Source organism: Paenibacillus thailandensis (genome assembly GCF_042685365.1).
GTDB lineage: Bacteria > Bacillota > Bacilli > Paenibacillales > Paenibacillaceae > Paenibacillus_AP > Paenibacillus_AP thailandensis.
Window position 1 is genome coordinate 61981 of the sequence record NZ_JBHUMY010000003.1, and the last position, 16246, is coordinate 78226.

General features: G+C 52.8%; 13 protein-coding genes. 2 read left to right on the plus strand and 11 right to left on the minus strand.

Annotated features, from left to right (window positions below; genetic code table 11):
• Positions 1-31: 31 nt before the first annotated feature.
• The 3 genes from ACFSW5_RS03810 to ACFSW5_RS03820 form a co-directional block, all read right to left on the minus strand.
• Complete coding sequence (locus tag ACFSW5_RS03810) at positions 32-841, minus strand: Cof-type HAD-IIB family hydrolase (RefSeq protein ID WP_379270079.1); 810 nt, start codon at positions 839-841, stop codon at positions 32-34.
• On the minus strand, positions 834-1610 hold the full coding sequence (locus ACFSW5_RS03815) for a DeoR/GlpR family DNA-binding transcription regulator (protein WP_379270080.1): 777 nt from the start codon (positions 1608-1610) through the stop codon (positions 834-836). Before ACFSW5_RS03815 ends, ACFSW5_RS03810 begins: the two co-directional genes overlap by 8 nt.
• A gap of 250 nt (positions 1611-1860) precedes the next feature.
• Entirely contained in the window at positions 1861-2559 is a 699-nt protein-coding gene (locus ACFSW5_RS03820) for an MBL fold metallo-hydrolase (RefSeq protein ID WP_379270081.1), read from the minus strand.
• A gap of 155 nt (positions 2560-2714) precedes the next feature.
• Between ACFSW5_RS03820 and ACFSW5_RS03825 the strand changes: the two genes are divergently transcribed.
• On the plus strand, positions 2715-3344 hold the full coding sequence (locus ACFSW5_RS03825; protein ID WP_379270082.1) for a YfbR-like 5'-deoxynucleotidase: 630 nt from the start codon (positions 2715-2717) through the stop codon (positions 3342-3344).
• A 129-nt stretch (positions 3345-3473) separates the two neighbouring features.
• Here the strand turns inward: ACFSW5_RS03825 and ACFSW5_RS03830 are convergent, their stop codons facing one another.
• The 6 genes from ACFSW5_RS03830 to ACFSW5_RS03855 all read right to left on the minus strand — a co-directional run bounded on the left by ACFSW5_RS03830 (position 3474) and on the right by ACFSW5_RS03855 (position 13455).
• The gene (locus ACFSW5_RS03830; protein ID WP_379270083.1) at positions 3474-7289 is read right to left on the minus strand and encodes a GH32 C-terminal domain-containing protein; all 3816 of its coding nucleotides are present in this window, start codon (positions 7287-7289) and stop codon (positions 3474-3476) included.
• A gap of 114 nt (positions 7290-7403) precedes the next feature.
• Positions 7404-8303: an ROK family protein gene (locus ACFSW5_RS03835; protein ID WP_379270084.1), complete on the minus strand. Its 900-nt coding sequence runs from the start codon at positions 8301-8303 to the stop codon at positions 7404-7406.
• Positions 8304-8444: 141 nt separating this feature from the next.
• Positions 8445-9914: a glycoside hydrolase family 32 protein gene (locus ACFSW5_RS03840; protein ID WP_379270085.1), complete on the minus strand. Its 1470-nt coding sequence runs from the start codon at positions 9912-9914 to the stop codon at positions 8445-8447.
• A gap of 46 nt (positions 9915-9960) precedes the next feature.
• The gene (locus ACFSW5_RS03845; protein ID WP_379270086.1) at positions 9961-11577 is read right to left on the minus strand and encodes an ABC transporter substrate-binding protein; all 1617 of its coding nucleotides are present in this window, start codon (positions 11575-11577) and stop codon (positions 9961-9963) included.
• 80 nt (positions 11578-11657) lie between these two features.
• Positions 11658-12539 (minus strand): carbohydrate ABC transporter permease, encoded by an 882-nt coding sequence (locus tag ACFSW5_RS03850; RefSeq protein WP_379270087.1) that lies wholly within the window; start codon positions 12537-12539, stop codon positions 11658-11660.
• Positions 12540-12561: 22 nt separating this feature from the next.
• On the minus strand, positions 12562-13455 hold the full coding sequence (locus ACFSW5_RS03855; RefSeq protein ID WP_379270130.1) for an ABC transporter permease: 894 nt from the start codon (positions 13453-13455) through the stop codon (positions 12562-12564).
• Between the two features lie 533 nt (positions 13456-13988).
• On the opposite strand from ACFSW5_RS03855, the gene ACFSW5_RS03860 reads away from it, so the two are divergent.
• Positions 13989-15029, plus strand: a complete 1041-nt coding sequence (locus ACFSW5_RS03860; protein ID WP_379270088.1) for a LacI family DNA-binding transcriptional regulator — start codon at positions 13989-13991, stop codon at positions 15027-15029.
• A gap of 78 nt (positions 15030-15107) precedes the next feature.
• Here ACFSW5_RS03860 and ACFSW5_RS03865 read toward each other — a convergent pair whose 3' ends face one another.
• Both ACFSW5_RS03865 and ACFSW5_RS03870 read right to left on the minus strand, forming a co-directional pair.
• Positions 15108-15392, minus strand: coding sequence for a DUF4183 domain-containing protein (locus ACFSW5_RS03865; RefSeq protein WP_379270089.1), 285 nt, complete (start codon positions 15390-15392; stop codon positions 15108-15110).
• 113 nt (positions 15393-15505) lie between these two features.
• On the minus strand, positions 15506-16141 hold the full coding sequence (locus ACFSW5_RS03870) for a DUF4183 domain-containing protein (RefSeq protein WP_379270090.1): 636 nt from the start codon (positions 16139-16141) through the stop codon (positions 15506-15508).
• Between the last annotated feature and the right edge of the window lie 105 nt (positions 16142-16246).

A 16246-nucleotide genomic window follows, 5' to 3' on the forward strand; every position in this document is an offset into this window, starting at 1 on the left:
CCTTAAGCGCGAAGAGCGAATCGTTGGCTCGTTATCCGCCAACGCAAGACCGGTTATAGGCGGCGATTCGTTCGACGGCTTCGGCGACGGAATCTACGACTTCCGTCGCTTGCTTTTGGATGTCGGGGTGGCTTCCGCTCATTGCAAAGCTATGTTCCGTTGCCGCAAACATGGATAAATCGTTGAACGAATCCCCGATGCAAGCCACTTCGTGCGGCCGCAAACCCAATTCGTTCATGAAGAGCGACAGTCCCGCTCCTTTTGAAACGTTTACCGGCATGACGTCAAGGCAGTCTTTATCGGAAATAAACGCCTCGATCCGGCCTTCGAACCGTTCAAGCAATTCGTCCTTCAACCGAAATAATCGATCCAGCTCGCCGAAATAAACGATCTTGCAGCATCTGAGCTCATCCGCCCTCAAGGCCTGTTCCATATCGGCGCGCACGCTGCAAGGCGTTAGAATCCGCGATTCGAACGGAAGCGACTTCTCGTTTCGTTCTTTTATATAATACGAATCGTCCGTGCAATGGACGAAGTTAACGAAATCGGATCCTCTCGTCGTTTCAAGAATACGGCAAGCTGTTTCCGGCTCAAAATCGGTGGAGGCCATAAACTTGCCGCCTTTCCTATGCACGGTCGCCCCGTTTTGGCCTATCACATGGTAACAGTCGTTAAACGGCTCCATGACAATTCGAATTTCGGAATACATTCTGCCCGACGCGATGCACAATTCGTATCCTTCTTGAATCGCGGCCGCAACGGCGGCGCGGTCCCTGTCGTTCATCCGGCGCGAATGGTCCAATAACGTGCCGTCCAAGTCGCTGACAATCATTTTAATCATCGTCCTCATCCCCCGATACAACCAATAATTCCACGTGATGCTCCGCGAGCTTCTCCATCATGTCCCGGCTCGGCTTCCGGTCGGTAATCAACAGGTCGATAGAGTCCAATCCCGCGATTTTGTAAAACATTTGATCGCCGAATTTCGTATGATCGGCCAATACAACGACCTGCTTGGCGCGTTTAATCATCTCGTGTTTGACGACGCCGTCTTCTTCATGCGGATAAGACAAGCCGTCTGCGGTAATGCCGCATGCGCCAAGAAATAATTTGTCCACTTGGTAATCGGCCAGCTTCTCGATCGTCGATTGTCCGAATAAAAACCGGTGCTGCGGGTGCAGCTCCCCGCCAAGCAAATACGTTCTGACGGTCTTTTTCCTGGACAACACGTCCGCTATATCGATGGAATTGGTGACGGCGACGACCTGTTCGGCGGACAGGTTTTCCGCGGCGAATTGAACCGTGGTCGATGCGTCCATCATAATAAAATCGCCGCTTTTCACAAGCGATGCGGCAAAATGCCCGATTTCGCGCTTTTCGTCCGATTCCCTTACGAGCCGCTCCTTATATTCGTATATTTCCTTCGATTTTTTGGGCAATACCGCTCCGCCGTGCGTCCGGATCACGAGCCCAAGCTCCTCCATCTTCAATAAATCCCGCCGGGCGGTATCGCGCGAAACGCCGAATTGCTGGCAAATTTCTTTAATGTCGATTCGTCGATGGCGGTTCAAATGCTCCATAATTCCGCCTATCCGTTCCTCTTGAAACACGAATGGGATCTCTCCTTCCGCTCGTTGTTCCGAACTGCATCAGTCATTCGGCTTAAGTCATTTTGCGTTATTATAAGCAATCATACATCATTATGAACTTATACACCAGTGTTTGTCGTTTATTTTGCAACAATGACTTACTGAATCCCAACGCTCAACGCGCAAAAAAAATGTAGAAGGGCTATGCCGCGAAGCCTTATTCGGCTCGGGCATAGCCCTTTCCCTTTCGGATAAAATAGTCCTCACCGGATTAAGATTCCTCTCCGCTCCCCCGGCTCTCCGATTCCAATATTTCGTTCAGTCGCTCCTGAATATTGCCGGTGCATACGCCGCCATGATACGCGATAACCGTTTCGATAACGAGCTCCCGGAATTTTGCAGCCGACTTCAACGCCAGCCGACGGTCCAGCGTGAAATTCGGGTCGAACGGCCGCAGCTCGCCGTCCTGCGAGGTTAACGCATCGCCGGTTATTAACGTTTTGCTCGGAATATGGTACAGCGATATATGGTCCGGCGTATGTCCGGGCGTATAGATCACTTGGATGCCGCCGGCATAGGGCAGAACATCCCCGTCCTTAAGCGTAACGTCCACCTGTACCGGAGGAGCGGTCACCTTGCTTTTAATAAGCGGGGTTTTGCCGGTTAAATAAGGTACGGCTTCTTCATGGGCAAGCACCTGCACCGTTCCCCCGGAAGCTTGCACGAGCTCGGGAAGGCTGCCGATATGGTCGCGGTCCTGGTGCGTGATGATGATTTTCGTTATGTTCGCGAAAGGCACGCCTTCCCGTTCAAGCACGCTCTTTATAAGCTCCGACTGGCCGGAGAGCCCCGTATCCACGAGAATGGCGTTTTCCCCGTCCCACAGCACAGCCGGATATACGACAAACGAGCCTCCGTTTACGTTCATATCCAGTTTGATCGCTTTAATACCCGCGTTTCGTTCACTCATTTGGATCCTCCTCTCGTTGGAGCGGCAAACCGTTCCAAACCCATCATATCACGAATGAATGAAATTCCAGAACGCGTTTATTATAAATTTACACTCGTCATTTATACTGGTGTCATAGCACCGCGATTTGAATTTATCGAAAAAGGAGCCGTCGCATGGGTATTCATACGTATTTTCTATCGTTAAACGATTTAGAGCGTATTATTCGCTGCCCCGGTAAATTTAAATTCGAGGAACATAGCGTGTCCGCGCATTCCTGGAAGGTCGTTCAATACGCCAAAACGCTGGCGGACATCGAAGAAAGCAGAGGAGTGGCCGTCGATTGGAAAAAGCTTTATGAAATTACGAGCAGCCACGACTACGGCGAAATTTTTATCGGCGACATCAAAACTCCCGTGAAGCATCATTCGCTTGAGCTTAGGGCCATGCTGCAAAAGGTTGAAGAAGGGATGGTCGCCCATTTTATCGACGAGCATATTCCCGAGGAATTTAAGCCGATCTTCCGAAGGCAGCTGCGAGAAGGGAAAGACGATTCGGTCGAAGGCAAAATACTGGAGGTTGCGGACAAGCTGGACCAAATTTACGAAGCGTTTGCGGAGCTCCGGCTTGGAAATCTCGAAAAAGAATTTGTCGTCATGTACCGCAACGCGTTAATCAAAATAAAAGAAATCAAGCTGCATTGCGTCGATTATTTTTTTGATTCGATTTTGCCGGATTTGGTGCAAGAAGGGTCCAAGTCGCCGATCGATATCGAGCAAATTACGCGGGAGGCGCTGTCGTCGTAAAGCGGCCGGCGCCGACTAACAGCGTTATAAATTCAAAAAGGGCTATGCCCCAAGGTCTTGCGACCTCACGCATAGCCCCTTTGGAACCTCTTGATGATCCGGATTATCGTGACGGCCAAGCTCCGGTAATTACCGCAACTCGGCGGACATGCTCCACTGCTGGCGATCCAGCCCTGCGATCGGATCGTTTAACGCAAGCGCCGTACCGTCCTCCGACACCTCCAGAGCCTTCCCGTTGTGCACCGATGTAATGGTAGCCGTGCCGTTCTCATTGCGCTTAACGACCCATCGCTGGTTGTTGTAACCCAAGTAATCGTACAATTGAATTTTATTCTCGCTTGTATTCAAATCCAGCGCTTTCCCCCCTTCCATCCGGATCGAATAAGAACCATGCTCGTCTCCTGTCGGGACGAACACCCACGCCGTCAAACTTTCGCGATGAACGGTTACCGGCTCTCCGTTTTGATTTTCGGCCGCATATAAGGACCTGCCGGAAGCTTCGTTTGAAAGAACGGCCGAGGTTAAGCCCGCTTCCTGCCTATCGGTAGCCTGCACATTCTGGTAGACGGCTTGCCCCCCGAACACGTTGACGCCGAAATGCCCTTCCGCAAAAGTGCCGTCCATAACGTCGATAACGCTTTGGCCGTTAACGTAAATTTGGATATGAGGGCCGTTTGCTTCTATTTTTACGTGATAGGCTGTTCCCCGCTGAATAAATGCAGGCACTCGCCCTATAACCATGCGGTCCTCGAAATATCCGCCGATTTTATAGAACAGCCGGAAAGCCTTCATATTGGGATCGAGGTTAAAATAATAGCCGCTGCGCCCGTCTTCGCTCGCCCGGAACAAAATAGAGCCCGCACCCCCGTCGCTGCCAAGCGTCATATCGGCCTCATAGATAAAGTTGCCGGCTGTCTCCCGCGCTACATAATTGGCATCGCTTGCGTAGCTTCCCCGGATTCCGTCCTTCGTCGTTATCCAGCTCGATGACGACCGATCCCGCTTCCAGCCGGTCAGATTGGTCACAAATTCGCCGTCGTACACCCGTATGGCGGCGCTTGCCGAGGCCCGGCCGTCCCGGGTTGAAACCGTGATGACGGCTTCCCCTTCGCCTTCAGCCTGCACCGTCGCTTGGCCGTTGCCTGCGGACACGATTCTCGCGATGCTTGAATCGCTCGAATTCCATTGCAGCAGCTGCTCTTCGTTATCGTCCAAAGCGCTGCGCTTGCCGTCAATTGCCGCATATAACGTATCGCTTTGACCGACGGAGAGCTCTCTTGCGCTTGTGTCCATAACGACAGCGGCGGCTTCATCTCGATCGTTCCAAGCGTCCGCAAGGGCGTGCACTCGCAGCGATATTATCTTGACCGGCCCGCCTTCGGCATAGAAGCTCATCCCAAGGCTTGCGGGATCCGGAAAAATAACATCGGAGAAAACGACTTCGCCGTCGTTTGCAAATGCCTCGACGGAAGATTCGTCGACTAAAATGTTCATCTTGATCCGGTTGGCCGCCGGCTGAAGCGGCGCTTCATGCAACGTCGAGAATAGGCTGGAGAAGTCCGTCGCGCCGGACAACGAGCGGTCTATAAATACCCGCTGTTCGGCAATTCGGTAGCCGATAGTCGTCCGGTCGCCGTTCGCGCCTTCTCTTACGTTAAAGCCGATTTCCGTTGCGGAGCTGTCTGCAGGTATTTCAATTTCCGCTTCAATCTCGTAAGCCCCCGAGGTCAAACCTGCAAGCGGATCGGACATTTGCGAGTCCGCCCATAGGTTTTCGGACTGAAAAAGCTTCGACCTTAATGAGCCCAGCTCCTGTATGGGAGCCTGGACAAGCCTCGGTCCGTCGCCGGTATTCCTTAGTTTCACTTCACGCGGAACGGTGAGCTGTCCCTTCCAGCCAACGGTAGGAAAAGCGAACGGATAATCCCAGTTCGTCATCCACGCAATCATAATCCTCCGGTTATCCGGCATGTTGGAGAAGGACATGGAAGCGTAAAATTCCTTGCCATAATCGGTCTTTAACACTTTGCCGGCCGGATTGTCGTTTATGAACTTGCCCTCCGCGGTCAGCTGCCCGACGAAATATTCGGCGTCGGAGCCTTGGGTCGCGGGATTTGCGCCCGTACTGATCATCAGCACCCATTTCTTCTCGGCGCTTCCCTCCACGGTCAATTCAAACAAGTCGGGACATTCCCATACGCCCCCGCGGACATAATCCCCGTATCCGAAGCTGTCGGTGAACGTCCAGCTGATTAAATTCGTCGAAGTATAAAAGCGGATATGATCGCCGCCGGATACGACCATTACCCAGCGCCCGTTGGCCTCGTCCCGTACGACCTTCGGATCGCGGAAATCCCATCCGCCCGGATCTTCTCCTTGCTTGCCGGGATTGTCGATTACGATCGGATGCTCCTTCGAATAGTGCCAGGTTCGTCCCCGGTCGGTGCTGTAGGCAAGACCGATGCGTTGATTGCCGTTATACGCGTCGGGATTATAAGAGGTATAATAAGCCAGCAGCCCGCTGCCCCCCGACCCGCCGAACAGCCCGGAGTCATTATTCAAGTCCGCTACGGCCGAACCCGACCATACATGTCCAAGCTCGTTCCAGGGCAGAGCTGTCGGAAGGCGCTTCCAATGGACCAGATCCTCGCTGACGGCATGCGCCCACGTCCCCCCGTCCTGGTGAAACAGATGATATTCCCCTTCGTAATAAACAAGGCCGTTAGGATCGCTCGCGGAACCCCGGGCCGGCGTATAATGATAGTCCGGACGATACTTTTCCGTATAATAATCCGAACTTGCGGTCATATAAACATTTTGGAAATAGGCATGGCCCGACAAAACCGCAAGCCCGGCATATCCTTGTGCGTAGCTGTTGTCGGCAGCCTGCACCGCGGCATCTCCGTAGCCGTCTACGAATACGGTGATTCGGTTTCCCTTTGCAATAATTTCGAGGTGATGCCGCACTCCTTGCAGCGATGGATAAATGCGCGCGGATGCAGCGATCACCGTTCCGTCCGCTTTCTTCAACTGAACGGCGATGCCGTCGCCGTCCTTCACTAATGCGGCTAAATAACCTGCCGACCCGTCGCTGCTCATCCGGAAAGCAAGAGCCGCTTCGGACTGCCCTTCATCGAAGGCGATATCGCCTTCGTAAACGATATCGGTTCCCTGCCGGTCAAAAACCTGAACCGCCGGTTCGTCCGTCGCTCTCCCTTCCAGCCCTTTTAGATCCGGCTCCCATTCTCCCGCCTTCGACGCCGTCGATCCAAGATTGGCGTTCAGCTCGCTCACTTTAATATTTTGAAATAATGCCGAGCCATTGTATACGTTCAGCCCAAGCAAGCCTTTCGCGTATGCGGCGTCTTTCACATCAATAATAGGCTTGTACCGGCCGTCCCAATAGACCTTCAGGCTGCTTCCGTCCGCAATCACTTTCAGATGATAGATTTCGCCCTTATGCAAAGCGACTTGCCGTTCTTCCTTTAGCCCGCTGTCGCCCGCCGCGTCTCTGAGGCGGATTAATTGCGCGTTCGGCACGATCTGCAGCATATACGAAGCCCACCCGTCCGCATTGGAACGGAATACCAGTGTCGCATCGGCTTCCGGATCTATTACTTTCACATCCGCCTCGTAAATGAAATTATCCGAAGCGACGCCCGAGATCGCCATGACGTTCTCCTTCTCGTCGGAGGTCAGAAGCAAGCCCTCTTGCGTCGCTTCCATCCTCCCTGCTCCGCGGACTTGCCACCCCGTTAAATTCGTATGGATATTGGATGCGCTTTCAAAAATAGCCGGCCCCTCCTCGGTTTGCGTATTTGTATCGAGTGCCGCCGCCTCCGCATTCCGTCCTCCTGTCGGCAAAACCGCTGCGGCCGCTGCGGAAAAGGTTACAAGCAGAACGGTCATCAGAACGGAAAAGCATTGCACCAGCTTCGCATTCATCCGTTTCCCTCTCTTCATCAAATTTATTCGATGCCCGGCTTGGCCGGTAGGAGGGGGATTGCCGCCTATTGCCTTCAATCCCCGGCAAGCCAGCCTGCTACCGCTATTGCCACCTCACGATACCGCCCCGCTCGTCCGCGCCCGCTCATAAGCCCGGAGCCCAAGCGCCAGCGCCCCGCATAACCCGGCTTGCTGCCCGAGTCCCGGCGGCACGATGTAATGCTCGATGTCGCTCTTGATTTCTTCAGCGCTGACATATCCGTTCAAATTGCGCCTGACCTCCTCCCGAATAAGCGGGAACAGATGGGCTTGCTGCATGACGCCTCCCCCGAGGATGACCTTCTCCGGCGAGGTCATCAGAACGGCGGTTGAAACGGATTGCGCGATATAATAGGCTTCCATCTCCCATGCGGGATGGTCCGGCGGCAGCTCGGCCCCTTTCCGTCCCCAACGGGCTTCGATGGCCGGGCCGGACGCCATGCCTTCCAGACAATCCCCGTGATACGGACATAAGCCGGGAAAATCGTCTTGCGGATGCCTCCGGGTCAGCATATGTCCGCCCTCCGGATGGACAAGCCCGTGTACCAGCCGGCCTTCCATATAAACGCCTACGCCCACTCCGGTTCCGATCGTGTAGTACAAGCAGCTGTCGACTCCTTTGGCCGCCCCCCATACGGCTTCTCCATAGGCGGCCGCATTGACGTCCGTGTCCCAGCCGAAAGGGACGTGGAACGACCGCTTTAACGTTCCCAGAAAATCAAACCGTTCCCAGCCGGGCTTCGGCGTTGTCGTGACATAGCCGTACAGAGGGCTTCCGGAGCGAAGCCCGATCGGCCCGAATGAGCCGATGCCGATGGCGTCCGGCCGCTTATCAGCAAAATAGGCGATAACCTTGCCCATCGTAACGTCCGGACGCTCCGTCGGGAAGCTTATCGAATCCTCGATAAGCCCGTGTTCGTTGCCGATGCCGCAAACGAATTTGGTTCCACCCGCTTCAATCGCTCCTATACGCATAATCGCCTTCCTTTCCAGGTATGTTGATCTAAACTTCGGATAGCAGAAACTTAAAGCCCAAACTCGCCCTCAAGGGAATTCCCTTTCTTCATTCCGTTTGGCTTGGTCAAGAGGTTCACAGGTTCAGCCCGTATAGCGGACTTAGCCCCGATTCCGCGGCGTTAGATCGTAAACGCTTAAAGCATCGATGACGGCATCGGGACGAGCCGCAAAAAAAGATATTCCCGCCGCGTCCGTATCCGGATAGATCAAATCGGTAATAACCGCTTGCCCTCCGTTGCCGAACACCTCCACCGAAGCCGCGTCCACGAAAATGCGCAGCTCCATCACCTCCCGCGCTCCCGCGAGCTTAGCGGCATGGATGCCGGAAAACCGGTCATGGAAGCCGCTCAGGCCGGATTTGGTACGGTCGACGTAAATAGCCATATCCGAGTCGTCGAAGCCGACAACCGTCTCGTTCGAGCCCCCTGCTCTAACCTTGAAGCCAAACGCCCCGCTTATCGGCAGCCGCGCATGGATCTCGCAGCTGACCAGCTGCAGCTTCCGCAGCGCTTCCTCCGCTTCTCTAGCCGTGGCGCTTCGAAGCGATAGGACCGGCTTCCGGACAGCCTCCAGCTCGGCGACCGGTTTCTGTACAAGCGTCGCAACGCCTTCTCTTGTTTCCAAAGCAAGCTCTCTCGGAATCGTCATAGCGCCGCGGAACCCTTCGGTCGGCGTTTGATTCGCATACATCCAGTTGCTCATCCAGCCGATGAAGATTCGTCTTCCGTCCTCCGCGGGAATATCCGACCAGGTCACGCCGGCATAGTTATCCCGGCCATGGTCGATCCATCGGACTTGCGCCGAAGCGGCATCCGGCGTGAACGCGACACCGTCAAAATCCCCCGTAAAATACTGCGTCCTCGATCCTTCCGCAAACGCGGGGTCCGCCCCGATGCTCACCAGCATCACCCATTTCGTCCGTTCGGCGTCGCCGTCCACCGCAAGCGGAAAAAGATCCGGGCACTCCCATACGCCGTCGTGGCAGCCGATGCCGCTGCCGAATTCGCTTCCGAACGTCCAGCTCTTCAAATCCGGGGAATGATAAAGGCATACCGTCTGGCCGCAGGCGACAATCATCACCCAGCGGTTGCTTTCCCGATGCCAAAATACTTTCGGATCGCGGAAGTCGACGTAAGACTCGTGCGACAGAACCGGATTGCCCTCGTATTTCGTCCAGCTCCTTCCTTTGTCGGTGCTGTAAGCCAAGCTTTGCCGCTGGATCGGATGGCTTCCCTCCGCCTCCAGATGGTGAGTAAATATGGCGACCAGCCCCGGACCGTCATCAAAGAAACCGGTCGTATTGTTCCAGTCCACTACCGCGCTGCCCGAAAAGATCATGCCGTGCTCGTCCGGCGCCAGCGCGACGTCCAGCTCCTCCCAGTTAACGAGATCTTTGCTGACGGCATGGCCCCAATGCATCGGCCCCCAAGTATCGCCCTGCGGATGGTGCTGGTAAAATAAATGGTACTCTCCGTCAAAGTAAACCATGCCGTTAGGGTCGTTCATCCAATGAACCCGCGGCGAAAAATGATAGGCGCCTCGAAAGTTTTGTTTAGCCAATGTCGACATAACCGTTTCTCTCCCTCGTTTTCTATTCTCGTTCCGATTCCCGTGCTTAGCCCTTGGTCGCTCTGTCGTAACCGCTTTGCTTGATTTCAAGCCATTCCTGGAGACCGAGACGGTCCAGTTCTTGTAAATATTCGTCCCATTGCTCGTCGATTTTGCCGTTCTGGTACCATTCCGTGCGCATTCGGAGCACGTAAGCGAAAAGATCCGTTTCGATCGTCGTCAGCCGGTCCAGCTCTTCGATGGAATTGAATACGCTTGGCATGACGTTGTCGGCCTTCATATGCGGCACGTAAATATTTTTAATAATATCGAGCCGTTCCTTGGCATCGTCCGGCATCGTCGTATACTTGCCGTAATAAGAATCCAAAATTGCGAGAGGTCCGCCGATGCTCGTTTTTTCGCGCAGCTCGACGGGCGCGGTGCCTTCCAGCGGCAAATGCTTCAGCATCTTGTTCGCTTCGTCGTATTCAAAAATATTTTGCTGCGTCGTGTCGCCGTAAGTTCCCCAGTTGTTTTGCACCGACTGGAGCGGCTCGTAAAGCTGGTCCACCCATTTGGCCGTTGCTTCCAGATTTTTGTTCGCGCTCGTTACGACCATCTTGCCGCGGGCGAGACCAAGTCCGTTCGTGCGGGCAACGTTCTTCTCCCCGTCGGGCCCGGCAAGCGGAGGCATGACCTCATACGAGTCGTTGGCGCCCGTAATATTGGCTTTATCCCACGAGAAGTATAGTCCGTATTTATGATCCTTCCCTTTGGCCAAATAAGTGCTCCAATCTTGCGTATACGCTTCGATATCGATAAGCCCCTCTTGATACAGCTCGTGAATGAATCGAACGGCTTCCTTGTAGTCTTCTTGCGCCGCCGTGAAAATAACCTTGCCGTCGTTGGAGACGACCGCATGGTCGGGGTTCTCGCCAAGTCCAAACGATCCGAACAAGAAGGTCAAATCCTCGGCTCCCGGCTTATTAATGAAGGACAACGGAATTTCGTCCGCTTGGCCGTTGCCGTTAGGGTCCTTCGTTTTGAAGGCGATAAGCACCTGCTTCAGCTCCTCCGTCGTGGTCGGCATTTCAAGGCCCAGCTTGTTCAGCCATTCCGCGTTAATCCACGGCATGCTGTCGACCGACTGGATTCTTTCCTTGCCGCTGCCAAGCTCTTCGATCCATGGGAACGAATAAATATTGCCGTCCGGAGCGGTGATCATGCTTTTATATTCGGGCGCCTCCTCCAGCACTTTTTTAAAATTCGGCATATACTGCTCGATCAAATCGTTCAGCGGGATGATGGAGCCATCCTTCGCAAGCTTCAGAAGCTCATAGTCGCTGTAATCGGCGTTAAAGATGGCGTCCGGCAGATCGCCGCTGGCAACGGCAAGATTTCGTTTCTCGACAAAGACGTCCCGGGTGAAGTTTTTCCAGTTGATATGTACGTTCGTTTTCTCTTCGAGCCGTTTGTTGATCAGCTTCTCGTTCGGATCCGAAGGAGCGAGCGGAGAGCTTTGCGTAATAAAGTTCAAGGTGACTTTGCCGTTTGGATCCTGCGCCTCGCTGGCCGCCCCGCTCCCGCCTCCGTTGCCGCTGCAGGCGGACAGCAGAAGCATGGACGCAAGGGCCGAGAGCGCGCCCGCCTTCGCGTTAAACCCGAATTTGCCAGTTGTTTTCATAACGTGTGACCTCCCGAATTTTTTTAGTGGAATAACGGTTTCTATCTGTTGCTTGGCCAAGCTTATGTAAAGGCCGGCTCCTACTTCAAAGAACCGACCATCACACCTTTCTCGAAATACTTCTGGAAGAACGGATACATGACGATCAGCGGCAAGCTGGACACGACGATAGCCGCGTATTTAATAATTTCCGACAATCGCTTCAGCTCCGCCGCGGCAAGCTGGTCGCCGATCATGCCCGGCTCCACCTGGTTCTGGATCAGAATCGAACGAAGCACAAGCTGCAGCGGATGAAGATTCGGGTTGTCCAGATAGATCATCGCATCGAAATAGGCATTCCACTGCCCGACGAAAGCGTACAACGCAAGGACGAACACGATCGGCTTCGACAGCGGCAGAATGACTTGGCCGAACACCCGCATCTCCGACGCGCCGTCAACGTTGGCCGCTTCCTTCAGCTCCACGGGTACCCCTTTGAAGAAGGTTCTGGACAAAATAATGTTCCAAACGTTGACCGCCCCCGGAATAAGGACGGCCCAAGCGGTGTCCAGCAGCCCCAGATTTTTCACCAGCAAATACGTAGGCACAAGCCCGCCGCCAAAAAACATCGTGATCAAAAAGATCGTCATGATCAGCCCTTTCCCTTTCAGGCGGTTGTCGGACAACGCGTAGCCCGCGCACACGGAGACGGCGACCGTAAGGAAAGCGAAGGTAACGGAATATAAAACGGAGTTTCCGAAGCCTCTTAACATAGCCGGGTTGGTTAAAATCTTTTCATACCCTTCCAAGGACCAGTCCGAAGGTTTGAAAGATAAGCCCCGGCTCAGCAGCACGGACGGGTCCATAAAGGAAGCGACCGCGACGTAAAACAGCGGCACGACGATAAGCAATACGGCAATTGCAAGGAAAATGCCGTTCAGGATAAGCAATAACCGGTCCAGACCGGAGTGTTTGACAGTCATTCTCGCAGCTCTCCTTTCACAGTCAATACAGTCCGTCGCCCTCGTTCAGCCTCTTCACGATGAAGTTGACGGCTACGAGCATGATGACGTTAATAACGGAATTGAACAGTCCGACGGCGGACGAATAAGCGTAATCGCCGGATTGCAGGCCGATTTTGTACACATAAGTCGGGATGATCTCGGATGTCGGAAGATTCATCGCCGTTTGCATCAAATAAGCCTTCTCGAACCCGATAGACATAATCCCGCCGGCAGCCAGAATAAACACGACGGCCATAATGGGCCGGATGGTCGGCAGATCGATGTGGCGAATGCGCTGAAGCAGGTTCGCTCCGTCCAGATTGGCCGCATGATGCAATTCGGGATCGACATTGGCGAGCGCCGCCACATAGATGATTGAAGCCCAGCCTGCCCCGGTCCAAATATCCGACATTATGTAAATGGCTCTGAAATACTCCGCCCGCGACATAAACATGACCGGTTCGCCCGTAAACCAAACGATAAGCTGGTTGATCGGGCCTGTCGGAGACAAAAAAATAAACAGCATGCCTACGACGACGACCACCGATATAAAGTTCGGAGCGTACAGAAATAGTTGAATGTTTTTCTTAATGGCGGCGTGCCTGACCTGATTCAGCATAAGCGCAAGCAGGATCGGAACCGGAAAGCCTAAAACAAGCCCAAAAAAGCTTAATTTAAGCGTATTCATGAAAATCGCTTCGAAATTTGGAGAAGACAGGAACTTCTCGAAGTTGTAAAATCCTACCCAGTCGCTTCCCAGAATGCCCTTAATCGGACTGAAATCCTTGAAGGCGATGACAGCACCGTACATCGGGCCGTATTTGAAAACAATCGTCAAAGCAAGCGCCGGCGTTAGCAAAAGATAAAGGAACCAATGCTTTCGCAAATAATCCATGAATGCGCTTCCTTTTTTCGCCGCCGTTTTCGCCTGTTTGGCTTCCATCGCGTTATCCAACGGCTATCCCTCCGTTCGTTTACAAAATTGAATGAATGTTTGTGCAGTATGGACTTTCAGCAGCAGGTATTTGCGCTTGCCGCATTTACAATTTATCATCCCGCCCATTGTCCGTCAATACATTTTGTAAATTTAATATTGTGCATTTGTTTACTAAAAGCATTAAACATTCTCGTGATTTTGTAAATATCCCCCGTTAATCCGTGATATATCCAAAGGGTCTAGGTTGAGATAGTGACAGGATACTTACCATTTTTTCGCGCCTCTTGCTCTATGATCCATTCCCGATTCGAAGGATTATAGGGCATGAACATTCATCGCACTCGTTTTGTAACTCGAATTGTGCATTTGTAAACTAGTTGTTGCTATTTGTTGAAAACTATTATACATTGGAATTACATATCGAAATGAATCAGGCTGCGAATCTCGCACTTATAAAATACAAACCTGGCAAGAGGTGAATTCACATATCTATGGCTAAAGAAAAAGTAACCGTTCAAGATATCGCGGACGCGCTCGGCATATCCCGAAACACCGCCTCCAAGGCGTTGAACGGAACCGGAAGCATTCCCGAGGAGACTCGGAACAAAGTCATCAAAAAGGCTATTGAGCTCAAATACAAGCAATTCGCGTTTTTGGACAACGATCAGCTGTTATCCAAGCATACGGGGAACATCGCGTTATTGACGGCAAACCTGCCCAACGCCTCGCATTTCGGCTCGGCGCTAATAAGCGGCTTGGAGAAGCGGATCAGCTCCGAAGGCTTCAATCTGTCCTTTCACATTATCAGGGACGTCGATCAGGCTTCCTTGTCGCTGCCCGTTAACTTCGACGCTTCGAATGTCGACGGCATCATTTGCATCGAGTTGTTTGACAAGGCTTACAGCGAGCTTATTACGAATTTGGGAGTGCCGACGATTTTCGTCGATTGCGCCTCCACGATTTGTTATCCCGACTTTAAGGCGGACATTTTGCTTATGGAGAACGAACGGAGCACCTACCAGCTGACGAAGAAGCTGATAGAGGGCGGTTACGACAGCTTTGGGTTTATCGGCGATTACAACCACTGCCTCAGCTTTAACGAGCGCTGGGTCGGTTTCAACCGGGCGCTCACGGAGGCCGGCATTCCGCTGGATCTTGACCAATGCATCGTCGACGACGACCGGCTCTTTTTTTCGAAGCCGGATTGGCTGGACCAGCGCCTGCAGCAGATGAAGCGGCTCCCTTCGGCTTTTGTTTGCGCCAACGATTACATTGCGGTGAGCTTTATGAAAGCATTAAAAAACAACAACGTCTCCATTCCCGAGGACGTCGCGGTATGCGGTTTCGACAACGGACCGGAGTCCAGAATCGTTGAGCCCCATCTTACGACCGTCCATATATACAGCAACGAAATGGGCGTAAAAGCCGCGGAAATGCTGCTGTCCAGAATCAACGATCCCGCTCGGCCGTATCAAATCGCTCATATTTTTACAAAGCCGGTTATACGGGAAACGACTCCCCGCATCGGCTAGACGGCGGATTGCAAAAGGAGCCGTTCAGAGAAGCCATGGCGCTGGCTTTCTGAACGGCCCTAATAGACTCGCCTCATTTCAATTCACGACAAATTCGACAGTGACCGGCGTTGCCGGGTCGAGTGTGTTGCCGTCCGGGATCGTGATCGTAGTCGTCGTTACGGTAGAAGTATCGCCGGATTGGATCATCGCGTTAATATAAAGACTATAGAACGCGAATGAACCCGGAAAAGCGGTGGCTGCCGTACCATTGTCGTCCGTGAACGCCGTGGCGGCGATCGCAAACGTTGCGCCCGTGCCGGTCCCGGCTCCTATCGTCGAATTAAATCTTCTGGCTGCCATAAAAGGCTTGATAATAGGCATTTCATCTTCACTCCTTATGGAACCGGATAAAATCCATCTTCCCTCTTTCAGATCTTACGATTATGTGATGCGAGATTCATAGATTTTGTAACCGGCGTTTATCCATTGCAGGATTAGGCAATTGAAGTGATTTGCACCGAAAAACGAACCATTTCAAGAATGATCGGACTGCCTTGATAGATGACCCCGCCCGCAGGCAGAATTACGAGCGAGTCCGGAGTGACATCGAACAATCCGCCTTCCTGTAACATTCCGTTAATGTAAACGTTAAAATAACCGTTTGGCCCCAAGCTCATCAATCCGGTTGCCGGTTTGCCGTTATCGTCTGTGAATTGATTGGCGGGTATGATTTGGAGGTTATCGAGATCAAGATCCGAACCTGCAATCGTAAAATATCTCGAAACTGCCGGAATGATGGTCACTTCGGGAATATTGACCGGCCCCGGCGGGCCTTGTATTCCTTGCAACCCTTGAGGACCTCGTTCTCCCGGCAGTCCCTGTATTCCTTGCAAACCTTGAATCCCTTGCTCTCCCGGTGCTCCTTGTATGCTCTCCCAAGTCGGAGGTGCCGATGGATTCGCTGTCTCCCGGTTATGTTGGCGCAAGGCACTCGTAAATCGGGTACACGCTTTATGCCTAGCTTTTCGTCTGGATTTCTTTTTTGTCACAACGCGCTTTTTTCGCCTTTTTATTCTTCTTGGAGGCTTTTTTGGGGCGCATGTTTTCTTATGAATAACGACCCGGGCCATTTCAACTCCTCCTCGAAAGAACTATTGTATATACTATGTCATTTCCAATTCCAAGAATGGACTTCTAACCAGGTGCAAGTAGACTTAAACTTTCATCCCATTATA